This is a genomic window from Labilibaculum manganireducens (assembly GCF_963665805.2).
Lineage (GTDB): Bacteria > Bacteroidota > Bacteroidia > Bacteroidales > Marinifilaceae > Labilibaculum > Labilibaculum manganireducens.
In genome coordinates this window covers 1943476-1969228 of the sequence record NZ_CAXXEE010000003.1, presented here as the reverse complement: position 1 = coordinate 1969228, position 25753 = coordinate 1943476, and the positions used below count along the sequence as shown (strand labels likewise).

Here is a 25753-nt window from a genome sequence, read left to right as displayed (position 1 = left end):
AGAAAGCTTTATACATGGACGTTTCATATGATTATGATTTGATTTTTAATAAGGATTTTGAGTTAAACCGCTATCTGAATCCATCTCGGCCTGCGGAATAGGCAGATGTTTTTTATTCTCTGTCCAGGTGTTTTTTCTGTACTGGTTTGGAGCAAGTACTGTTGCAGCCATTCCGGTACGAACCAAATCCCAATAGCGCTTACCTTCGCCCACAAACTCAAGATGACGTTCCTTAATAATATTATCAACAGTAGCAGTAATACTACCTACACCTGCCCTATCCCGGACTTCATCTAAATAAGTTTGAGCACTTCCTGTTCCTGATACCCCACGTGCTAACAATTCAGCGGCGTTAAGTAGTGTTTCAGCATATCGATAAACCCTAAGGTTATTGTTGTAATTCATATCCGCAGAACCTGCATAACCGGCATTTCCGTTAGCTCTTGGAAGGTATTTTTTCAAAAAGTTTCCTGTGTCCTGATAACGTCCTTCGTAAGTAGCTCCGGTTTGGGCTGCATAAGTTGCAAAATTTAAAATTCCACCATTTTTACGTTGGTCATTATCCTCGTACAAATCATATGCTTCCTGACGGACAGGTTCAAATCCCCAACCTCCATCAAAATCATCACTTCCTGATAAACTATTAATACCAATCAATTTAGGATAAACAGTACCCCCATCGCCGATGGCACTGCCCCAATCTTTTCCTCCATTAACACTAAAATAGTTCACTTCAAATATAGATTCCTTAGTCCATTCTCCACTTTCTTCCCAAATTCCTGCAAAATCATCATTCAAGATATACTGGTGACTTGCAATAATTTCATTCATGTAAGCCAAGGCTGTTGAATAGCGGCTTTCATCATTCTGATACATCACCACTTCAGTATATACCATGTAAGCCATAGCCAAGGACACTCGTCCTGTATTTTCAGAAGTAGTTTTTATTGATAATCCACCATTGGCAATCACATCTTCTAATGTTGTGATTATACCTTCATAAACTTCATCGGCAGTTAGCTGAGTTGTTGTATAAGGAAAATCGAGATTAGTTTCATAATATGGAATATTACCCCAAAGTTTCCATAACCACATATAATAGTAAGCCCTTAATGCCTTAGCTTCAGCAATGTAAAGTGCTTTGTTTGATTCAGAAATATCCTGTACATCATCCATATATTCCAAAACAGCGTTAGCACGCTTTACTCCTGAATAAAAAGTGGTCCATAAATCGCTGCAAACAATTTCCGGTGTCGCTTCGTAATTGAACATCTTATGCAGAAAAGGCAAGTCACCCTGATCATTTCCTCCAACATACACATCATCTGACATTACATCTGACACTAAGTTAAGCTGAGTATATTGTCCCCAGGCATAATCTGTCCAGGATAATGGATCATAAGCAGCAACAAGTGCTTCAAATATACGATCCTCAGTTGTATAATAATCATCTATCAATACGCTGCTTGCCGAATCTACTTCAAGGAACTCCTCTTTACAAGAACCCAAAAGGATAAAAAATAAGCTGCAAATTAAAATATATTTATTCTTCATTACTTTAAGTTTTTAATCGTTAAAAAGACAGGTTTAAACCAACTGTATATGTTCTTGCCTGAGGATATATTCCGCGATCAATACCAAGAGAAGTACCTCCTGAAGAAATTTCAGGATCAAAACCGTCGTATTTTGTGAAAGTGAAAAGATTCTCTGCTGCAACATAAAAGCGCAAACTATTTACAAATGCCTTATTGACAATATTTTTGGGTAGAGTGTAACCTAATGTTACATTTTTAATGCGCATATAATCGCCATCTTTAACATAGAGATCAGATGATAACCAGTTGCCGTTATTGTCTGAAAATGAAAACCGCGGAATTGTATTGGAAGTTCCTTCTCCTATCCAACGATCTAACATATAGGCAGGCAAATTAATATAACGCAAGTCTGTACGTCGGGTAGCATCATAAATATCGTTACCAACAGTCCCCTGCAGCATCATACTAAAATCAAAGCCTTTAAAATCAATTCCAAAGTTTATGCCGTATGTCCAGTCAGGCATACCCTTTCCAATCATTGTACGGTCATCATCTCCAATAGAGCCATCTCCATTCAAATCTACAAACCTCACATCTCCAGGAACTGCGTTCGCTTGGATCAAGCCACCTTCATTATTCACATGTGAATTAATTTCTGCATAATTTTGGAAAATACCATCTGTTTTATATCCATAAAAATAGGGGAATGGCAACCCATTTTGGGCTCTCGAAATAGTTCCTACATTAGCATAGCTATCGTAATTGGCAAAACCATCTGCATTTCCCAGATTAACCAATTCGTTTTCAAGATAAGAAGCGTTTCCTCTAATGCTAAAGTTGAAATCGCCAAGCTTGAATCTATAGCCTAAATCAAATTCAATACCCCAGTTTTTCATATCTCCAACATTACCTGTTGGTTTTGATTCTCCCACATAAGAAGGAATCGACATCGTCATCAACATTCCATTGGTTTTCTTCTCATAGTAATCAACTGTAAATGTCAATGCACTATTTAAGAATACTAAATCAAGTCCTATATCGGTTTGTTCCGATTCTTCCCATGCTAACGAAGTATTAGCCAGCCCAGATGCTTTTGTTCCATTTACTAATGTTCCATTCCCTGGTCCAAAAGCATAATTATTACCTGTTGAAGTAAGGGCGGTATAACCAAAAGCCCCGATATTTTCATTCCCGTTTTTACCCCATGAAGCTCTCAGTTTAGAAGAAGTTAACCACTCTGGACGCGATTCCATAAATGCTTCATTTGTAATATTCCATCCCAATGAAATTGAGGAGAACACACCATATTTTTTTCCCGGACCAAAATTAGATGAACCATCTCTGCGAATAGTGGCCTGAAACATGTATCTCTCTGAAAAGTTATAGCTTAACCGGGCAAACATTGACGCTAAAGTATGCGGGCTCCAAGCTCCTCCTCCAACTGTTTGGTCTCCATTTGCAGCTGTTCCGGTAGTAAAATCAATATTGGCTTTGTCTCCATTTTCTTCAACCATAAATTTATTACTTCCGCCTAAACCACGACCTGTTGTTTTTTTAGCTGATTGCCCTAACATTACGTTAAAATTATGCTTGTCGGCAATACTCTTTTCGTATGATAAGATATTTTCCACCTGCCAGGTAAATCCACGATTCATACTCGACCAAACTTTTGAATAATCAGAATAAGCAGATTTACCTAAATAATATTCAGGTGTCCAACCATCATTACCCCAAAATGCCAGATCAGTTCCAAATGAAGATTTAATCTTTAAATTGTCCCAGATCGTTAATTCACCCCAAAATGACGACACTAACTTGTCCGAGTTATTCTCTTCTCCAGGTAAAGCCAGCTGAGCGACCGGATTAGTGATTTCGTTATAGTCATCACCAGCGATTGTATAAATTAACCCATTCTTTGGGTCACGAACCGCCGTTGGATGGAGTGCTGCAGCCGCGGCCTGATCCTCTTCATACAAACCTAACAATGGTGAGAATGAGATTGCACCTCCAAGTGCTGAACCATACTCCGAGTTTGTTCCAATACCTTTAGAGTTTATTCTTGAATAGGCAACATTAATTCCAACTGTTAATTTGTTTAAAAAATTACGGTTCATATTATCCAAAAGATGGTATGTTGTATTTGACCTTAGTGAGATTCTCTCATAATTAGAACGGTCAAAATTTCCACCAACGATTCCATCCTGCTTATAATAACCTGCAGAGAAATAATATAGAACTTTATCGGATCCACCGCTAACACTCAATTGATGGTTTTCAACAGGGGCATTGTCGTAAAAAACCATATCCTGCCAATCTGTACCCCTACCCAATGCATAAGGATTATCATATCTTGCAGTTTCACCTGAATTAACTAAACCTTCATTTATCAGTAAAGCATATTGTTGGGCATTTAACACATCCCTTTTATTCCATTTGCTTTGCCAACCTCGTGAGAAATCATATTTGACAGATATTTTGCCTTTACCTCCGCTTTTTGTAGTTATCAGAATAACTCCATTAGCAGCACGGGCACCATATACTGCTCCTGATGCAGCATCCTTTAGAACTTCAACAGACTGAATGTCACTTGGATTTAAATAATCTATTCCTCCATCAATTGGCATACCATCAACAATATATAATGGATCACTATTATTAATCGTACCAATACCACGAATTCGTACCTGCGAAGAAGCTCCCGGCTGTCCGGAAGATGATGTAACGGTTACTCCTGAGGCCAATCCTTTCAGAGCATTATCGATACGAACGGGTGCAATATTTCCTAAATCATCTGCTGAAACTTTCGCAATTGAAGCAGTTAAAACACTCTTTTTCTGCACTCCGTAACCAACAACAATAACTTCGTCAAGTCCTGTTGTTTCCACATTTAAAATCACATTCATTTCTGAATTGTTCCCCACCACAATTTCCTGTGAGCTAAAACCGATTAGCGAAAATACCAGTATCCCATCATTTGAGATCTCAATCTGATATTTTCCATTCATATCGGTAGTAGTACCGATTGTAGTACCTTTAATTACTACCGAGGCAAACGGCAATGGTATACCATCCTCTGCTGAGGCCACTATACCTGTTACGGCATGCTTTTGTGCAAAGGATTGCAAGCAAAATAATGCCAAAACTAAAAACAAGACTGTTTTTTTCATAGATAATTAGTTAAGATGATTAGTTAATTATTTTCAATAAATGGATCTGTCTGTTAGCTTCCGGATCCACCGTAATTATATTCGGATAGTTGCAAACCCAATATATTTTTCCTGCTGATTTCCAGCTATATCCGAAACAATAACAGTAAGAGAATAGTTTCCCTCGTGCCATTGGAATCTATATTACTATTGAAGGAAAACTCTTATTTAACAATCAGAACCTTCACGGTTTTGTTCATGTCTTCACCTGAAACTGTAAGCAGATATGTACCTGTCGCATATCTATTTACATTAATCGAATGATTTTTTTCAGAACTCAACTGAGAAAACAACTGCATTCCGCCCATTGTAAAAAGACTAATTTGTCTGCTGGAAGAGGATTCAAAATTGATATTTAAAAAGTTGGATGTCGGATTGGGAAATACTTCAAATTTCGACTCATGAATTGGATTCTCAATTCCTGTAACAGTGCCGTCATCAAAAGAAATCCAATTCAGATTGTGTTCTCCTGATTCAGACAATAAGCGTAAAACTGTTTTGCCTTTCGGGAGATCTATTGTTATGGATTTTGTTTGCCAGGATTGCCATCCATTGGTACTTCCAAAAGAAACAGATTCATTGGAAACCATTTCTCCGTTCACGGAGTTCAAAACAAGAATTTTTGCATTTTTTGCTGTTGCAATCCTTAAATTCATTGTGAAAGTTCCCGCTGCCGGCACATACAGCAGATATTCCAAATAATCACCATCCGAAGCATACGAAGTGTTTTTCCCTTTTCCTGTGTCTGTGCAATCTTCCAACTCAAAGCCACTATTGGTCATGAAATTTTCCGCTTCAATTTTTCCAGGAATTTCAAAATGCCTGTTGAAATTATTTTCGACAATTACATTTGCAAAAGACTCCAGTTCTTTAGAACCTGATTTTACACTGTTTCCTGTATAGGAAAGTTTGATTTCCTGATTATAAAACAAATCCTTCTCAGTCATTAGAATCATCTTCCGGCTGTTATTCGTATCCAAAATAAAATCTGAAATGGAAACTGATTCTCCATCAACCTTTAATTCAAATTCATTGATATTAATATCGTTTTCAACCGATGTAATTGGCTGATTTAAATCAAGAAATATTTCATTATCGATTTTTGCAGAACCGGCTTTTAACAGCTTAAAAGGAACAGCGCTTATTTCGACTGGTTCAATCAATGAAAAGTGGTTTACATTCAGCTCACCGCCATCAAACACAAGTTTAATTTTAACCATGCCTTTTGGCAGAATAATGTTATTTATTGTGCTGGTTATATAGCTGGTCCAGCTACCGGTAGAAGGAAGTTCAAACGTTTCGGAAACTATCTGACCGTTTGCTTCAATGTGCATAGAAGCTTTCCCGGTACCAGCTGTTCTGATTTCTAATTTATAGGCTGCATTAGCTTCCGAATTAACGGTATACTGTAACCACTCACCTTTTTTCACAAAACCAACATTGTAACCATTGGTTTCCGTATCGCTGCACTTCTCAATATCCACACCGTCATTGCGATATTCCCAACCCTGATTCCATGCCTTATATTCACCGGTATTTAGATGATAATTTGCAGTATCTGTATCGAAGTAAGCATAGTTGTTTCTGCCCAAATCATAATCGACGGCAAATATTTTCTGACTTGTTGTATGTGTTTTAAATGGTCTTGTTTCTGTTGTGTGAGGCTGACGAATAAGGGCATCAATTACATCGTACTGGATCGTACAATTTTCAAATTTGTGATTGTTGGCAAAGGTCATAACCGCACTAAATGCTTCATCCGAAGTCATTGTACCATTGCCTTTCCACATCTCAATCATTTGTAAATAATCAGCATTCGTTTCAACCTTTAGTATGTTATTAATGCCTGATTTTTTCACCGGCCACCACGACCATCCCACATTGTTGCTTTCTGCTAATGCCGCCAAATTTGTGAACCATGTATTCGAGTTTTCTCCTGTTTCACCCAACCAAACCGGACGATTTTGCTCTTCTCTAAAATCTGTTATCCATTTTAGTGCATTTGCATCATTGTATGTCCAATATTTATGAAAACTGTAAACCATGTTATCATCCCAGGCAGGAGTCAAACCAGAAAAATCATTGGCAAAGGAATTCCCTTCAATAAACAGAATGTGATTTTTATCAACTTCACGAATTGCATCGGTAATTTTGCCATACAAATCGCGAATTTTCGAATTGTTGCCCTCGGGAAATGTCCAATTGATCTCATTAATTAGATCATACCCGCCGATCCATGGCTCGTTGCTGTATCTTTCAGCAATTTTTTTCCAGAGTGCAACTGTTTTGTCTTTATTCAAATCACTTTCCCATAAGGATGGTTTCGAAGAATCGTAATCAGAGATAGCAGCATCTTTTCCTTGTCCTCCGGGTGCTCCATGTAGGTCAAGAATCAAATACATCTGATTATCGGCACACCAAGAAAGTAAATTATCTATCATGTCGAAACCTTTGTCGGTCCATGTAATTTCGCCTTGTACAGGTTCATTTTCGATGGCAGGAGTAAACCATTTGTAATGCATTGCAACACGTATACAATTAAATCCCCATGCAGACATCGAGTCAACATCAATTTTTCTAAAATGATTTGAAAGCCAAACATCATAAAATTCGTTGGTGCGGGTCTCTCCTACTGTTTCAATTAATTTATTTCTGAATTCATGCTGAGTGCCAGCTACATCTGCAGACTGCATCATGTAACCTTCCTGAATCATCCAATTCCCGGTTCCAATGCTTCTGATTATTAAATTGTTTCCATTTCCATCGACAATGCTTGTTCCATTAACATGTACAAATCCCTGCGAAAAAGCAGGAGCGGAAAAACTAAGGAACAACAATATAAAAAAGGAGAGATTGAGAAAAATCTTCATCTTACCATTCCCGTATTTTCTTTCTGATTGATATTCAAGTCGTCGTAACATATTTTTACTATTTAGCAGCAGTTTCATTGGTATCGATTTATTCCTGATGGGTTTGTGCTTATTCGTTAATAACAATTGTTGCAATTGAATGAGCTGGAAGAACAGACAGCGTACCTCTTCCTTCTAACCATATTTTAAATTCAAGTTGCTTATCGGTTTGATTCATTGCTGCAACAGCAATGCTATTGTCTTCATTTACAAAAGCTGTTGCCAGAATATTGTCATCATTCGAAGAACAAATGATGCGCTGTGCACCTGGACGGATGTATTTTGAGAAATGCCCCAAATAGTAATAGGAATTCATGTAAGTGATTTCACCTGTTTTTGTATTTCCGATAATTGGTGCGTAACAATAATTGGCAACATGATTCGGACCTCCGTTTTCATCGAGTAAAACATTCCAATCCACCCAGCCCGAAGCCGAATTATTAAGATCATGAATAATTGACTCTCCATATCTTTCTCCCCAACTCCATTCTCCCAGCTTACTGTAATCGAACGGGAAAACGCAACCTTCTGTGAAAATGATTTTCTTATCAGGAAATGCCTCGGATACAAGTTTCACGTTTTCAAAATGATCTCCGGTATACCAATGAAAACCAGTACCCCAAATATATTTTGAAGCCTCAGGATCATCTAAAACAACTTGAGCACGCTGGTACATTAATCCTCGGTTGTGATCCCAGATAATAATTTTCTTGTCGCCCATTGAACTATTTTCAAGAGTTGGCCCCAGATAGTTTTTTACAAAATCTCTCTCTTCCTCTGCAGTAAAAATGCAGGATTCCCAGCGCTGAACTGCCAATGGCTCATTTTGAACTGTAAGCCCCCAGAAATCAATTCCCTGCTTTTTATAAGCATCAAAGAATTTAACGAAATAATCAGCCCAAGTCTGAAAATATTCCGGTTTTAAACTTCCTCCTTCCAACATGTTGTTGTTGGTTTTCATCCACGCAGGAGGACTCCAGGGTGAAGCGAAAAGTTTCATTTCATTCCTTGATTTGGCCAAAGCTTCTTTGATGAAAGGTATTTTATATTGATTGTCGTGTTCTATGGAAAAATTATCTAAAGTTGTGTCGCCGCCTACTTCTGCATAAGAATAGCTTTCACTTGAAAAATCACAACTATGGATATGAGTACGACACAAACTATAGCCAATTCCCTTTTCACGATCGAAATAAGCCTCTAAAATTTCGCTTTGTTTGTTTTTGGGAAGTTTATAAAAAGTTTCTGCTGCAGCATCAGTAAGTGCACCACCAAAACCTTCAATAATTTGAAAACGCTTTTTTGCATCTAGTATAAGAGTGGAAAAATGTTCTTCCGGCTGATTAAAATCCCCAACCAACAGGTCATCAGATTTTGAGAATCTTAAATCCCCTTCTTTTGCGGTAGTATATTGAACTGCCTTTTCAAGAGTTATCTTGTTATTGCTTCGACTATTCGTCTGCAAATTTTCATATTCTTTCTGTTGATTGCTTTGTCCTGCAATTAAATTGCATGCACTAAGAGTGCCTGTGCCAATAACCGCAAATAAAAAATATTTCAATATTGTGCTTGTCATTTATCTGTTTGTTTGATTTTCGAAACAAATATATATGCACACAATATGGTAACATGAGTTTGATACCTCTCAAATACTCCTCAAACGTTTACAGACACTACTCAAAACTACTCTAACAGTCGTAAATATCTTATAAACTGAATCTTACAAAAGCAATAAATTGCATTAATTTGATGCCAAAAATGAAGACAAACTAAACGAAAAACTTATAAATCCATTAAGTATTTCTGTAATGACTCATTGGAATCGAGTTCTAATTTTTTTCGAAGGCGATAGCGGTCGTTTTCAATCGCCCGTGTCGTCTTATGCATAAATTCGGCAATCTCTTTTGAAGAAAGATTCATTCTTACATACGAAGCAACCTTTACCTCAGACAAAGTTAAATCCGGATATTCATTGCGTAACTTACTTATAAATTCATTGTACATTTTATCCAACCGGGGCTCAAGGTATTTCCACTCCTTATCATCGTTGATTTCGTTATCAATCTCATCAATTACAATTTGCAAACCACTTTTTACGGCAGGCATTGCTTTGGCCGCAAGACCAAGCATCCGATTTTTATAATTGATCAGTACCCTGTTTCTATTTACTGTGTAAAAGGTCAGTTTTTCCAATTCCGATTCAATATTTTCCTTTTCAAGTTCTGTAATTCTTTTTTCCTTTAAAGCCTGTTCCTGCAGGAATTTTATTTTTAAAAGACGCAATCGATAATTATAAGCTGCCACTGCTATACCAATTATTAAGCCGACAACTAAGAAAATAAACCATTTGGTTTTCCAGAAAGGAGGAAGAACACGAATGCTAAGCTCTGCAATATTATCCCCCCACTTTTTATCATTATTTGAAGCTTGAACTTTAAATGTATAATTTCCATTTTTTAAATTTGAATAAGATACAAAGCGATGTTCGGAATCGGAATCGTACCAGTTTTCATCAAACCCTTCCAATTTATATTTGTACTGACACTTTTTAGGATGTGTATAATTCAAGGCGGCAAATTCAATAGAGAAGACCTTATCGGAATATGTTAACTCAATCTCTTTGGTGTGTGTGATATCATTTTGCAATTTAACCTGCTGATTGATTGAATCACCCGGTAAAACTTCCTGATTCTGGATTTTTAGTTTCGTAAAATAAACTTTCGGAATCGTAAGATTTAAGGACAATTCAGAAGGATTGAAAATGTCCAGCCCATTTTTTGATCCGGTTAAAAAGGTACCATCTTGTAATTTAATAAAAGCCTGAGCGTTAAACTCATTCGATGATAAGCCATCCGATTTATCAAAAGACATAAATTCCTTCGAATCCTTACTTAGCACAGCAATTCCATCATAGGTCGTCACCCAAATTCCACCGGCTGCATCTTCCTGTATACCAAGAATAATCATTGATGGCAAACCATTTTTCAATGTATATTGAATGCCTTCCTTTTCTTTTTTATTGTATTTAAACAAGCCATTCCCTTCTGTTCCAATCCAAATATTTCCCCACTTATCTTGAAATAAATCTTTAATTACACCCTCGGTAGTAATATTTGAATTTGTACTAATTCTCAATACATTATTAGCTTGCTTGTCGTAAACATATATTCCGTTGCCTTCGGTACCAAACCATATATCTCCATCGGAATCTTCCATAACAGACATCACATTGGAATGATCAATTTTAATCAATTCTCTGGAGGATGGTCCTATATTTTTGAATGACTCTGTATCTGAATTAAAAAGATCAACACCATTGCCCAAAAGCCCCAGCCAATTTTTCCCCTGACTATCCACCAGAATGGTCCAAACATTTTCGGAGTGTAAACTTAAATTGTTTTGAGAATTCTGATGAAAATGCTTAAAAGATTTCGTTTTATAATCATATATATTTAAGCCGGCGTTGTAAGTACCTACCAGTATATTGCCATTTACATCCTCTGCCAAACTAGTGATAACATTACCCGATATACTAGTTTCATCTGAAATTTTAGAATAAAAATGAGTTAATTTATTTTCTTTGCTGATAACATGTAAACCCGATCCATCTGTTCCTATCCAAACATTTCCTTTACTATCCTGTAAAATGCCAAGCACCGATTTTCCTTTAAAAAAAGAACAAATATTATCAGGCAAAAGTTCGTTTGCAAATTTCTTCGCCAGAGGATCATAATATGCTACACCTTTATCGTATGTTCCTACCCAAATTCTGTTGGCATTGTCCTTGTATAAAGTATATACCTGATTACTTGGCAAACTATTAACATCTTCGTCATCGAAATTCACATAATCAAATGTTTCATTTCGAGTATCCAATATGTTAATTCCTCCTCCATCTGAAGCAATCCAGATTTTACCATCCGAATTTACAATCATATCTCCAGTCAGAACTTCAGAACTCAGACCATTTTTTTTAAAATAAAATTTTGATTCTTTCGATTTTCGGTTGTATTTGCACAAACCGTGCTTGTCAGCAGATATCCATAAATTACCTTCTCTGTCCTCAAGAAGACGCTTTCGATAATTCCCTGAATTTAATTCTAAATTGTTGTAGGATATCGAAAAAAACTTACCGGTTTTTCTATCCAGACGCTGAATATCCTTTTCAAAAGTTGCAATAAATAACTGTCCATCGTGAGTTTCCAAAATATCACTTACTACGTAAGAGTTTATACTTTGAGGCTCACTGTTAGGATAATATACTTTAAATGAATCCGTGCTTTTATCATATAAAGCAAGACCACTGTTGCTGCCTATGATAACCGTCCCATCTTTTAAAACTTTTATTCGGTAAATCTGGTTTCCTATAGCATTCCTGATGCCGTATTTTTTGAATTGATTTGTTTTTGGATTGAATCTATTAACTCCATTTTGATAGGTTCCCACCCAAATAAATCCATCTTTATCTTCAGCAACAGATAATATTCTATTTCCGGAAATAGAATTGGTATCTTGTGTGTTTCGATAAACTTTTACTTCGTAGCCGTCGAAACGACAAAAGCCATCCCGGGTACCAAACCACATAAATCCAGAGGCACTTTGCAAAATGCATTCAACATTGTTATGAGGAAGTCCTTGTTCCTTTGTGATCCTATTAAAACTGTATTGGGCAAAGGAAAATTTAAGGCATAAGATTAACAACGCGCTTAAAAAAAGCTTTTTGTTCTTTAAAGTTTTTATCATCGGTAGGTGCTATGAATTCTCAAATATACAATAATTCACATATTTTAAAAACAGACTAAATATCAATTACTTTCAATATATTTTATTTTAGAAAAAGGTAGAATAAAATGAAATTCACAACAAATATCTTAATATTTAGATCTGTAATGTGTTGATATTTAAAAGATCATCCCTTTTACGAGATGATCTTTACCAAAATGAATGAAGATAATACTTCTATTTTCTTCATAAACCAAAAACAATTTAAGTTGTTGTTTCAGCAAGTCTCCGCTGATCCAAATCCGTTTTCATAACAACACAGGTTTCATGATCGATAGTGTAGAAATACAATAGAATTGCACATGACATGTATAAGATTCCGGGAATTACCGATATCATGAGTTTTATTCCTGTTATGGCTGTTTCTGTTTGCTCAATATTGGGTGTGAATTTAAATATGGCAAGCATCCAACCTGCTAAGGCACCACCAATTCCCCAGCCTGCCTTTTGCGCGAAAGTAGCAGCAGAAAAGACCAATCCGGTTGAACGTCTTCCGGTTTTCCATTCTGAATAATCGGCTGTATCGGCGAGCATTGTCCAAAGCAAAGGCACTGTCGGAGCATAAGACATTTTTGCAAGGATATTAAATGTATAAATCAGAGTCAGATTGTCAGCTCCCGGCAGATATAGGCAGATGAAGAAAAATCCGGAAAGTAATGAACTTGCCAAAAATACATTACGCTTACCGAATTTTTTTGCCAATGGTTTTGAAAATGGAATAGCAACAATCAGTGCTACTGTACCAATCACATTAAACAACTGAACATTTTCTTCCTTGCCTATATAGTATTTAAAATAGTATGCAATGGACAAATTCTGCATTGCAAACATGATGAACGAAATAATCCCAACAAAAAACAGAATCATCCAGGGTTTGTTCTTAAATAAATTTCTGAAATCTTCTTTCAGTGATTCTTTCTGCTCTTTAGGTGGTTGCACTCTCTCCCTTGTCGTTTTAAAAGTAATCATGAATAAAATAAAACTGATAATGGAAAACAGAATTAAGGTGTACTGATAACCTTTTGCATTATCGCCTCCCCCAAAATATAAGGCCAAAGAAAGAGCTGTACCTGAAACAATAAATTGCCCGACGAATGCAAAAATAAACCGATACGAATTAAGACCCGCTCTTTCGTAAGAATCCGAAGTCATTACTGCTCCCAATGATGAATAAGGAAGATTTATAGCTGTAAATACACTCATTAATAAAATATAAGTGACCCCGGCATAAATCACTTTCCCCGTTGGTCCGAGATCAGGAGTGGTAAAAGTTAAAACGGCAAGAACACTATATGGCAAAGCCATCCATAAAATGTAAGGTCGGAATTTTCCCCAGCGTGTATTTGTTCTGTCAGCAATAATTCCCATAATAGGATCACTTATCATGTCCCAAAAACGAGCAATCAGCATAATAGTTCCTGCTGCTGCCGCGGAGATTCCAAAGGTATCGGTATAGAAAATTAAAATCCAGAAGCCTACCATATCCCAAACAAAATGGGAGGCTGTATCGCCTAAGCTGTAACCTATTTTTTCTTTTAATGATAATTTTGAGTCCGTTGTATTCATTGTGATATAGTTGTGTAATTTATTGACTCAACATCAAGCCTTTTTTTAAATTAATCTAATGGTTTCTCTATTTATATTATTATCCTAAAGCCGGATGGGCTCTTACTTTTCTCCTTAGATGAGAAAAGTAAGCAAAAGAATCAAGCCTCTCAGAAGCTGTTCGGCTTTTCATGGCAACAGGGCAACCCAAATCGCGCCCGATCGGCAGTCCCTGCTCTAATTATTTCAACTGAAATTATTTTCCTCAATTCACAATACTCATTATTAATTGTCAATCTCATAGATATCGTATTTTCTGCTCCACTCAATTTCCCGATCAGGTTTTAAGTTTATATCAAAGAATAACTCCGGACTCACAACATGTTTCCATCCCCACAGATTAATCTTGTTCGTTTTAAAACTACCCGTTTCGCTGATCCCAATTTTGCTTTTTGTGTTTATTAATTCCCAATGAGCATCCACATTCTTGCTTCCTGAAAGATTGCTGAAAAAGAATTGTTCATTTGGCGTATTTTTAAACGTAATTTCGTTTTGTCCAAGCTCCACTTTCTCTTCTGGATTGACTGTTGCTCCAAATAATTCCGGTTTGATATCAAATGGGAATTTTAAGATGTAATTACTTCCCATTAATTCTTTATCGATGGCTAAAAAATTGTGGCAGTATTCATTCGTAGAAATGATTTTCCCGCCTGTATTGCGTAAGTGATATCTAACGACAAAACTGTTTTCCAATAATTCGATTTCCTTTTTCAGCACATATGAATATCCATTAACAATTTGAGAGACACATTCAATGAGTAATTTATTCGTATCAATCATGATTTTAAAGTCGGCAGGTTCAGTTTCATAAGCTTTGCTGAAACTGTATTCAGCCCCCTCTTTTTTTAATGCTCCTACGCCTATTTTAGGAAACCATTCTCCCTCTTTTATTTCATCAAAGCCGACAGGCATTTCAATGCCAAATTCATTGTAAAAACCTTTGCCATAAATATTTTCAACATCCCCTTCTATTTTTTCTTGAGTACAAACAGGAATTCCTTTGAATTTTACCGAGGTAATTTTACTTGTCCAATCGAATCTGGAAAATTGATAATTTTCCAATGGCAGATCGATATGAATTTCCAGATTCTTATTTTTTAGGATGTGTGCCATGCTGTTATCTTTTTTAGGCCGACCAATAGTTAGCAAGGGTAAAATTATCAGTAAAAACAATGCTGTTTTTTTCATTCTTATGGATATTGAATTAAATGGTCATTCCCACAAATGCATTCTCGACTATTTAAGGAAGTTTATATTTTATCAGGTATAATTTCGCCTGTAACATTACTGATCACATCACCTTCATGCTTTACCTTGCCTCGTCGTGCGATTAATGCTTCTCTTATTTCATGAGATTTCGCTTCTGTGATATCATATTTCCATATCAATACAATTGCAAGAAATGCTGTAGTAATTGGAATCAGGATATCTGCTAATCTTAAGTTTGTAATGGTCTCTGCAGACTGAACATCAATACTTTCATCGAAGCCAATATAATGCAAAACAACACCGCTGGTTAGCATGGCAATGGCTGTTCCCAGTTTCACCATCCACCAGTAAATAGCACCAAATGTAGCCTCTCTGCGCTCACCATTATTCAGTTCATCCAAATCGCAAACATCAGCTGTCATCGACATCATTAAAGTAAATAAACCACCTATTCCAAAAGACAGAAACGGAATTGGCATGAACATCAGCCATGGATAATCGGGATTAAATCCCCACCACTTTAATGCATATCCCACCACTGAAAGAAGAGTGGCGATGATAAAAGCATTCTTCTTGCCAAATTTCTCAGAAAGCTTAGTAACAATAGGGATTACAAGAAATGCTGTAGCCATAGCGCTTATGGTTCCAAACCATGCAGGCCAACCTCCTGCTGCAACCTTATCTCCTTGAAAAAGATAATAGACAATAATAAAAAAGGCAAATTGAGCGATAGTCTGAAAACCATTAAAAATGAGAAAAGTTGACCCGCAAAGCTTCATGAATGGCTTGTTTTGAATGGTTAACTTTATCCCTTTTATGAATTCTTTTGTGTTGGCAGCCAACTCTTTTGTCGACAAATTTTTCATCTTATCCTGATCGGGAACAATCATTTCATTGTTAAACAGAGCCGGCAGAATACCAAGAACCATACACAAAGCTCCTACCCAAATAGAAAGAATTCGTGCCCCTTCAGGTGCAGAATCGAAAAGAGAAGGATTGTATATAATTACCCAAAACCAAGGAGCTATCATCCATGCGATTTGTCCCATGAACTGAGATACGGCCATCAATCTGGTTCTTTCGTTGTAATCGGGAGTCATTTCATAGCCCAAACCAATTAAAGGTGTCGCAAAAATGGTGTAACCGATATAAAAAAAGATAGATACTACCAAAAAGTAAAAGAAATTATAGACCTCAGAATTGTCCGGGTTCAATTGCCACATAATCATATACGTAATACCTGAAATAACACTCCCTATTAAAATATAAGGTTTTCTTCGCCCCCATTTCGATTTCGTATTGTCTGAAATAAATCCCATAATAGGATCTGTTAACGCATCCAAAAGTCTGGGTAGTGCACCTAATAATCCGGCAAGAATAGGATCCATTCCCAAAGACATAACCAGCACGACCATAAACACCCCCAGAGCCGCCGGAAATAATTGATTAGCCAAATGTCCTGATCCAAATGCCAGTTTTTGTCCAAATGGAACAATGTCTTCCTTTGCAGTTTTATAATGTGTCATATATTTTGAATTAGGAATTAAAAATTATGAATTAGGGCAGCCAGCCGGAAACTGTTCTAAATTGATTTAATTATCAAAGAAATTCCCCATTACTTTTTTAGGTTTTCGGTCTACTGTAAATAATCCCCAGTGCTTTTCTGCTCCTAGTGGATTCGTTGTTTCTCCTTTCCAATCTTCATCGAAAGCCTCGAAAAAAAAGGTGGTAATGTTCATTTCAGCAGACCATTTCATCAAATCATGGTAATATTGCTCCTGTTTTTCTTCGCTGGCTCGTTCTCCAAATTCTGAGGCTACTGTTGCCCATCCTGCTTCTGTGATTACAATTTTGCTATCAGGAAGTGCATTTCTAACTTTTTGTACATTTTCGATGGTGTAAGACATTGCTTCGGCGATGTCTTTTCCTTCCCAAACCGGATAAACATGAATGGAAATAAAATCAACAGCTTTTGCTAGTTTTTCTCCTTTAGCTGCCCACCACTCGTAATTATCGGCAACAGTAACTGGTTGTTGAATTGCTTTCTGAACTTTCTGCACGTAAGAAATAATCGAATCGGTATCCACTTTGTGATCGTTCCACTCCACCAAAGCTTCGTTGCCCACATTTACTGCAATAACAGTTTCGGGATATTTTGCAGCCAAACGAATTCCTTCTTGTATTTCCTTCTGGTTTGCAATGTAGTTTTGCTCTAAAATTGCTGCTGGAATCGGTTCAGTTAACCATCCACAAGTTTCATGAGCACTTAATTCAGCTTTCAACCAAATGCCCAGCATTACTTTAATATCAAGCTTATTTTCTTTGATAATTCTCAATACAGCTTTCGAATTTTCACCAGAATCGTACAAACGAATTAAATTGAAAAGAGAGTCCTTCGAAATAATTTGAAGATCTTCTATAATTTGCTCATCTGTTGGATTTACAGCTCCTTCTCCCCTGTCGGGATGTTGGCCTGTTCTAAAACCAGAATAGCAAACTGCCTTCGAAACTCCGTTTAATAAGTCCTTAGTAGTTTGCTTGATTTCTATCTTAGTTGTCTTGGTCAAATCTGATTCTTTTGGAGACACTTTCTTATCATTTTTACAGGATATCAAAAGCATTGAAATCAACAAAGTGATCATCATGTCTGTGCTCCTGCTATTTTTTACTAAGTTTTTCATAGTTCTTTAGGTTTCGGGGTTACGTACTATTTTGAATCTGCAAATAATTTTGCCATCACCTTTTTTGGTTTTCGATCGACTGTAAAAAGGCCCCAATGTTTTTCCGGTTCCAATGGTTCCTGAGACCCTTTCCAGGGTTCATCAAAAGCTTCAAATACAAAAGTGAGTACGTCATCTTCCTCGCTCCAATTCACCAAATCGTTGTAATAAATTTCCTGCAAGTCCTGACTCACATTTCCAGGACAAATTCCTCTGCCGTTTGAATTGGTTGCCCAACCAGCTTCGGTAATTACAACAGGTTTGTGAGGATATTTATCAGCAACACTGTAATAATTCTGCTTGGTGTATTCCATGGCCTCATGAATATTTTTGTATTCCCACACCGGATAAGTGTGAATGGATATGAAATCAACTTCCTCTGCAAGTCCTTTCAATTTATCCAGCCATGGCACATAGTTTTCACAGAACGTTACGGGCTGTTTCGCTTCTTTTTTAATCATTCGAATGTAGCTTATTACATTTTCTACCGGCACGTAATGATCTGTCCAATCGACAGTAGCCTCATTGCCTGCGGCCAAAGAGAAAATGATTTCGGGATATAGATTGGCCAATCGAATCAGTTTTTGAATCTGATTTAGGTTCCGCTCCTTATTTTTATTCAGTTCCTCTTCCGAATAGGTACCTCCCCAAGGGCATCCAAAATTGTTCATCTCAGCACCAATGTAGGCTCCAAGCATGATTTTAAAATCAATTTTTTCTTTTTCAATCACCTTCAAAACAAGATCAGTTTGCTCATCGCAATCGTATAATCGAAGATATTTCCATTGCCCTTGCAGTATCAGCAAATCCTCTTTAATTTGCTCGTAAGTTGGAAATATGCCCGTATCAGGGCTTTGTCCTTCTCTGAAACCCGAATAACAAATCGCTTTTCCTGCTTCTATAGTAAGTAGTTCGTTTCTATTCATTCTGTAGTGGTTCATGCTTTTCAATTCAAGGAATCAACTATTTCGAAAATTTTAAATTCTCATCCTTATCCCAAATTCCCCAATAAGCTCCAACATCACCTTCATCAGAGGTTTTCCAGGCTTCATCGAAGGATGAAAAATAGAAAATGTCGATATCCTCTTCCTTAGACCACATTTGCGTGTTTATAAAATATTTAAGGGCATTTACTTTGGAAGGTTTTGCTCCATGAAATTTTTCTCCCACATTTGGCCAGCCTGTTTCAGTGATAATTACTTTTTTACCATTTCCTGCTTTTAATGCACGATTGTACATGTCTTTCATATACAGATATGAATAATCGAGGCTGCATCCTTCCCAAAATGGATAACAATTGGCCAATATCACATCGCAAGCGGTAGTTATTCCAGGGCGATTACCGAATTCATAATAAGCATCAACATATCCGACAGGAATTCCCGGAAGTGCTTTTTTCACCCTATAGATGTAATCCAACAATTCATCTTCGCTTAAATCTCCACGGTACAAAACCTCGTTACCAACAGCAACAATATCGGCATGACCGGCTTTAGCGACTTCAATAAGGCCCGCAATTTCATTTTCGTTAATGCTTTTGTATTTTCCCAACCAAGCTCCAACCATGGTTTTCATTCCATTTTCTTTGGCAATTTTAGGAATCAATTCATTTCCTTCGGTACACGAAAATGATCTTACCCATTTGGTATGAGGCTTGATGATCTCAATTCTTCTTCTAATTTGTTCCTCGCTAATTTCTGTGCCTGGCTCTTGATCCTCCATGTATGGACTAAAACACAATCCGTGCATTCCTGAATTCAACAATTGGTTATATAGAGATACTAATTCATCTTCCTTTTTACCGGAAAGATCCATTCCTGCAAGAGACATTAAATATTCACTTCTTACTGACATCGGTTTAAGATTATTAGGTTAGAGTTTAAGGTAATCTGTACAATCACAATCTTGTTTTGTGATCGTACAGATTGTATCAAATATTATTTTTTACCGATTAAAAAATCGATTCTCTCCACTTCTCCACTTCGATTAAAAATCAAAGCACTTATCTCCCCATCTATTGTATTGTTTGGAATCACTTTCGTTTCTCCATTTTTAAATTGAATTGTAATTTGATTTTTTTCTGCAGAAGTATAGATTACAGGAACCTTGCAGTAAGTAAACGCTAACTGACCACTATGAATAGCAATTTGTTTCTCCTGTCCCTTCACATCATAATAAACAAATAGCTCATCATGATTCAATATCTCCTGATCGTTAAACAAAGAAGTACCAAAAACGATCTCACCATTTTTAACTTGGATTCCCAGCTCTGCAATTCTTGAAATAAAATCTTCTTTTACTTGACCTGTCATTCCTGGTTGTTGAGCACCAGCATGCGAAGGTGTATGAGAATAAGCATCTGTTGGGAAGGCTCCGTATAATTTCGGTGATTTATACAATCCAATACCTGCTTTAATTTCGAAGTAATGATCCTTGATTTTACCAATCACCACAGGATCAGCTCCCTGTTCTATGGCATTAAAATAGCTTTCTTGTGCAGCAAGCAATAGTTTCGAAACCATATGCCAATAGATACTACCCAAACCTTCAAATCCGTAAAAAGTACCCGAACGACCTGTAAATGATTGATGATCGAACATCTCTTCGAAAATACCGAGTACTTTTTCTTTTTCCTCCTTAACAAGCTGTGCGTACTTATTTGCATTCAGATTGTTGATGGCATTTTCCAAAACCTGGGCATTCCTAAACGTGCCATTAAAATGATAGCCGCCTAAATTATCTACATTCAAAATAGAGGAATCCTTATCGGCAACTAACTGGCTTAATAATTTGGACTCTTTTACCTGTTTGGCAGGGATGTTATTCTTTTCGGCAAACAGAGGTAATTGTCTGTTTGGATAAAGAAAGTAACTGTATTGATCGCGTCTGAACAGCTTACTCCACTTTAAGCAATTCAATACATCTAAACTTTCCTCAGCATTTAAATAACCAGAACTTAAAACAGCAACCTGCCCTTCTAACATTTCATATAAATAGCGAACCGAAACAGCTTTATCCGTAAAGGAAATCAAGTTATAAGCATGGTACAATCCATCCTCACGTTTGTTTACTTTAATAGATTGATCCATATAAATCAAAGCCAAATTGGTGAATTCGAGCAATTCGCTCACTTTCACTATTTTTTTCGACCCTGAAAAAGAATTGGCATAAATTCCATTTCGGTAAGTAGTTCCTGCTTCACCCAATACATCAGCGAAACGGCGTCTGTCTTCATCCGAAAATCCTTTTTCCAATAGAGATGCATTTTCAGTAAACAAATTAAAAATGCTATCCAATAAAGTTTTTACCTCTTCCGAAATGCTAATTTCCTCAACAGATAAATTGCTAAATTTAATCGTCCAAAACTTCAAGAATCTTCTTAGGTAACACAAAGTAACCATCGAAACGCCATTACCTACCAAGGCATTGTTAGCATCGTTCCACTCCGGACGTTGTGTATTTAACCAGATTCCTGCTTCAGGAATAAAATTGCTCAATTTGGCCAGTAGTGTAACCAAAATCTTTTCGGTAAGATTCACCTGATACAATTGATCGCCTCCATTTGTTAGCATTCGGGCATCAGCGCCAATTCGCTCTACCTTGCTTTTAATCTGATCATTTAAAGCATAATCAAACTCAATGGTATCCTGTGGATTTTTTACAATATCCTGATAAGATTTAATTCGATATGGAACATTTGCGTAAACAAAATTCTCTTTCGAAAGCATCTCATCTAATTTCTGTGGATGGTATTCATTCGATAACTCCAGGAATTTTTGAAGATAAATAATCTGATGATCTCCCCAGTATCCGATATAAGCCCATGGATCATGTGGATCTGGGCATTCCCAATCAATTCCCTCTCGTGTTATTCTATATGGATTGTAGCCGTCAGGAGTAGATGCATTTACAAATTTACCAATCATTCCTTCAACAAATTCAGGATAAGACAAGCCTAGAGCTTCCCAGTTTTGAAAAATATCACGCCAGTTTCCCTGATAATTCAGTTTTGCTGAACCATCCTCATTTTTTGTTTCGATAGAAAACTGATTCCAAGGACGACTTGGATCTCCATGTCTCCTGCTGAATGTTAACGGAAGATATTCATAACAGATTCTAATCAAATTAGAATCACCAGTCTTTTCGGCCAAATTATTCAATTCGGTATAGGTGATTTTTGATGGCAATTGATCCATCCACGCTTCAAATTTCTTTGCTGCCAATTTATTGGTTTGATGAACGAACAGCTTGAAATCTTCTGAGCCAACAAGGTAATTGTCCGTAAAAATACCTCCCCGCATCACATTAAAAAGCGTATTTGAAAAATGACGGGCATAAGCTAAATCATCATTTCCCATTTGCAAACCATCGGCGTCTGCAACAATTTGAATCAAGTTATTTGTGCCAAAAGCAATATCATTGGCTACTAATTCGAATATATTCTTTTCTGTATTGATAAAATTATTTAGATTGGCAACATCAGCACTAGTCTGATTTACTTCGGCAACAATGATCCATTCGCGTGAATCTTTTGCTCCCAATTCCAATTCTGCATTTAAAATATAGGCTCCTTTTGTCGCTCTAACATCAAATTCAGCCTCAATGGGAAGACCCTCCTTAAATCGATCGCATTGTCTGCTTGATAAAAGAACTTTCCCTTTGTCATTTAATCCATGCGACCATACTGTAGTTGCATTTAATGACTCACTAGGTTCAGCTCTATCAACAGGAATTGAACTTAGCATATACAATCCAAGACCACTTTCTGCAAGCAATTCACTTTTCTTATAAGCATCTAATAAATTGCTGTATTCATTCTGAAAATCGTAATCTATCCCACAAGGCAGAATATTTTCAATACCATCCAGTATCTCAAAATTAACAGTCTTATCGCTTAGGTTAGTAATGATTGATTTTTTAACCCAGCCAAATTTTTCACTGTTGCTCCAGCCGTATTGGAAACTCATTCCCAAATCAAAATTTACCTCTTCAAAAATAACTTTGTTGCCATAAATACTCTTATACAAATTCCGTTCAATCTTGTATATTTTTCGCAGACCATCAGAGAAAGGTTTCCATAGAAAGGTTTTCTCATTCTGTTCCACAAGCAGAATTGTTTTACTGCCTGTTTTATCTCTGTAATCGTGAATTTTATCAACGGTATAATAAGGGAACAATGCACTATTCCTGTCTTTTCTTCCTGCCGACAAAGAACCATTGCTCGATATGAACATCCAGTGATCGGAATCACTAACTATACTCATAAAGAAGTCTGACATTTGATCAGAATTGCTGATCTTGTAAAACTTTTCATTATGTAGTTCTACGAATTCCCCCTCTACTTCAGCCTTGCTGCAATTCAAACTCGTGTCTCCCAAATAAATGTTATTCTTCTTCATTTTAGTTCTAATTGATTCTACTTCAATTCCTTTTTATAGTAAAAACTTCTGTTTTTTATATTTTAAAGCTCACAATCGAATTCTTCCGATGTAAGTATTCATTATTCTTTTTACAAGGATTAATTCTAAAACGAGAGCAATTATCTTTTCTGAAAGATCCTCACATAATCAACCTGCATCGTCTGAGGAAATGCTTCAGCATCTATTCCTTCCACACTACCCCAGGCTCCGCCCACGGCAACATTTAATATGAGGTAAAAAGGTTTTATATATGGCCATTTAGATTCGCCCAAACCTTCGTTTTTATATTCAAAATAAAGTTGATCATCAACATAGGTTTTCATTACTTCAGGTGTCCATTCCCAGATGTAGGAATGAAATTTCTCAGCCACATCAGCTATATGTATTGTATCTGTTTGTTGTGTGCCTTTTTGCCATTGATAATCAGTTGAATGAGCAGATGCATGAATGACTCCCAGATTGTGTCCCACATGTTCCATAATGTCGATTTCTCCAATATTTGGCCAATCTCCATCCTTAAAAGACCAGTCTTTCGGCATCATCCATATAGCAGACCAAGTGCCTCTTCCCTTAGGAAGTTTGGCATTCACCTCAATTTTTCCGTACAGCCAATTTGCTTTTGAATTTAAACGGGCAGATGTATAATCCTTACCTTCGTACTGCTCTTTTAATGCAATGATGTTAAGAACACCATTTTGAACCCACGCATTTTCTTTCTTTGCTTTTGTATAATATTGATCTTCATTATTTCCCCAACCTTCTGAATTTCCTTCTGTATCGTAACTCCATTTTGTTGAATCGGGCAAGCCTGTATAATTAAATTCATCGCTCCAAACCAATTGATAATCGCTCTTCAGCGTACTTTCTGTATTTTTTTCTGAGCTTTCCGATTTCTTCCATTTGCAGGAAGACAACAGAAATATTGTTCCCAATAATAGGATGGTATTTTTAAGTGCCATAATGTATGTTTTATAGAATTATTCGATTACTGATATACCCGAACGTAATCAACCTCCATGCTTTGAGGGAAAATAGCGTTATCGATTCCCTGAGCACCTCCCCAGTTCCCTCCAACTGCTACATTTAAAATGAAGAATTGATCTTCATCAAATGGCCAATTGCTTGCCGTTTTAGTTGATGGTGCATAAGTATGAGTTACATTATGAGGAGTATCGATATAAAACACCATCTCTGTTTCATCCCATAACAAACCATAAATGTGGAATTCTTCTTCGGCAGTTGTCAGTGTCACGCTGCGGCCATCACCATTAGAACCAGAACCGGCAGTTGTGTGAACTGTAGCATGAACAACATCAGGTTGATAACCTACATATTCCATGATATCAATCTCACCACATGCAGGCCAGCCTGCTGTGTTGAGATTACTTCCCAGCATCCATATAGCAGGCCATATTCCTGTACCGGAAGGTAATTTGGCGCGAATTTCATATCGTCCGTATGTAAATTCTTTTTTGCCTTTAGAAATCAAACGAGTTGAAGTGTATGAACCGGCAACTTTATCATCATTCACTTTTTTTGCTGTAATAATCAATTTGCCATCTGTAACTTCGGCGTTATCACCATTGGTATAATTCTGCAATTCGTTGTTGCCCCATCCACCGGCTCCGGTTTCAAAGGTCCAATAATCTGTATTAACCGAAGTTCCATCAAACTCATCAGACCATACTAGTGTCATATTATCCACATAGTTAGGATCATCTTGAATTATGGTAATTGTTTGTTTTGTTGAAAAGGTATCATTCCCTACAGCCACAATCAATTCGATTTCATACTGTCCGGATTTGGGAAAATACGCAATTGTATTCTCCTCATTATCAATCTCTATATTACGATACACCCATTTGAAAGAATCGTAGTTGCCTATAGTTGTATTTGCCAAAACTACATTATTGGGATTGGTTGGATCGATTTCTGCACTAAAAGAAATTTCGAAATCGGTATTTGAAATGCTGATTATTTTGCTGACTTCTGCTTTATCTCCAGTAAAACCAAATAATGTAAGAGTTACATTGTACTCTCCCTCAACAGGATAATATATACTAAAGCTTTTATTTTTGTCTGTAGTAGTCACAGGAGTTTCACCATTTCCAAAATCCCACTCCATAGAATAGTATTCTCCTTCAGATTCATTTTTAAATTCCACATGATTACCATCAGTATAATCAAAGGTGAAATTCGCATTCATTCCTGATTCTGAATCGTTGCTTCCGCAACTTGCGAGAAGAAGGAAACCAAAACAAACAAAAAACATTTTCAATATATCTATCCTTTTCATAACCATTATCATATTATTACTAAATTCCTCATTTACAATTCTAATTTCAGTAAAAAAGAAAGTTTTGTATTCGA

At 36.7% G+C, this 25753-nt stretch carries 14 protein-coding genes; all 14 read right to left on the bottom strand.

Annotation, left to right across the window (positions count from 1 at the left end; genetic code table 11):
* Nucleotides 1-45: 45 nt before the first annotated feature.
* Nucleotides 46-1554: a RagB/SusD family nutrient uptake outer membrane protein gene (locus tag ACHZAX_RS07505; RefSeq protein WP_320018630.1), complete on the bottom strand. Its 1509-nt coding sequence runs from the start codon at nucleotides 1552-1554 to the stop codon at nucleotides 46-48.
* Between the two features lie 19 nt (nucleotides 1555-1573).
* On the bottom strand, nucleotides 1574-4702 hold the full coding sequence (locus ACHZAX_RS07500; protein WP_320018629.1) for a SusC/RagA family TonB-linked outer membrane protein: 3129 nt from the start codon (nucleotides 4700-4702) through the stop codon (nucleotides 1574-1576).
* 203 nt (nucleotides 4703-4905) lie between these two features.
* Nucleotides 4906-7662: a carbohydrate-binding protein gene (locus tag ACHZAX_RS07495; RefSeq protein WP_320018628.1), complete on the bottom strand. Its 2757-nt coding sequence runs from the start codon at nucleotides 7660-7662 to the stop codon at nucleotides 4906-4908.
* Nucleotides 7663-7720: 58 nt separating this feature from the next.
* Nucleotides 7721-9223 (bottom strand): glycoside hydrolase family 30 protein, encoded by a 1503-nt coding sequence (locus ACHZAX_RS07490; RefSeq protein ID WP_320018627.1) that lies wholly within the window; start codon nucleotides 9221-9223, stop codon nucleotides 7721-7723.
* 206 nt (nucleotides 9224-9429) lie between these two features.
* Entirely contained in the window at nucleotides 9430-12390 is a 2961-nt protein-coding gene (locus ACHZAX_RS07485; RefSeq protein ID WP_320018626.1) for a two-component regulator propeller domain-containing protein, read from the bottom strand.
* A 243-nt stretch (nucleotides 12391-12633) separates the two neighbouring features.
* Entirely contained in the window at nucleotides 12634-13995 is a 1362-nt protein-coding gene (locus ACHZAX_RS07480; RefSeq protein WP_320018625.1) for an MFS transporter, read from the bottom strand.
* 264 nt (nucleotides 13996-14259) lie between these two features.
* Complete coding sequence (locus tag ACHZAX_RS07475; RefSeq protein ID WP_320018624.1) at nucleotides 14260-15222, bottom strand: hypothetical protein; 963 nt, start codon at nucleotides 15220-15222, stop codon at nucleotides 14260-14262.
* 62 nt (nucleotides 15223-15284) lie between these two features.
* A complete protein-coding gene (locus tag ACHZAX_RS07470; protein ID WP_320018623.1) occupies nucleotides 15285-16769 on the bottom strand; it encodes an MFS transporter in 1485 nt (494 codons plus the stop codon).
* A 66-nt stretch (nucleotides 16770-16835) separates the two neighbouring features.
* The gene (locus ACHZAX_RS07465; RefSeq protein ID WP_320018622.1) at nucleotides 16836-17924 is read right to left on the bottom strand and encodes a glycosyl hydrolase family 17 protein; all 1089 of its coding nucleotides are present in this window, start codon (nucleotides 17922-17924) and stop codon (nucleotides 16836-16838) included.
* A 26-nt stretch (nucleotides 17925-17950) separates the two neighbouring features.
* Nucleotides 17951-18889, bottom strand: a complete 939-nt coding sequence (locus ACHZAX_RS07460) for a glycoside hydrolase family 17 protein (RefSeq protein ID WP_320018621.1) — start codon at nucleotides 18887-18889, stop codon at nucleotides 17951-17953.
* Between the two features lie 37 nt (nucleotides 18890-18926).
* A complete protein-coding gene (locus tag ACHZAX_RS07455; RefSeq protein WP_320018620.1) occupies nucleotides 18927-19817 on the bottom strand; it encodes a glycoside hydrolase family 17 protein in 891 nt (296 codons plus the stop codon).
* 83 nt (nucleotides 19818-19900) lie between these two features.
* On the bottom strand, nucleotides 19901-23362 hold the full coding sequence (locus ACHZAX_RS07450) for a hypothetical protein (protein WP_320018619.1): 3462 nt from the start codon (nucleotides 23360-23362) through the stop codon (nucleotides 19901-19903).
* A gap of 140 nt (nucleotides 23363-23502) precedes the next feature.
* Entirely contained in the window at nucleotides 23503-24342 is an 840-nt protein-coding gene (locus ACHZAX_RS07445) for a glycoside hydrolase family 16 protein (RefSeq protein WP_320018618.1), read from the bottom strand.
* Nucleotides 24343-24368: 26 nt separating this feature from the next.
* Nucleotides 24369-25679, bottom strand: a complete 1311-nt coding sequence (locus ACHZAX_RS07440) for a family 16 glycosylhydrolase (RefSeq protein ID WP_320018617.1) — start codon at nucleotides 25677-25679, stop codon at nucleotides 24369-24371.
* Nucleotides 25680-25753 lie beyond the last annotated feature (74 nt).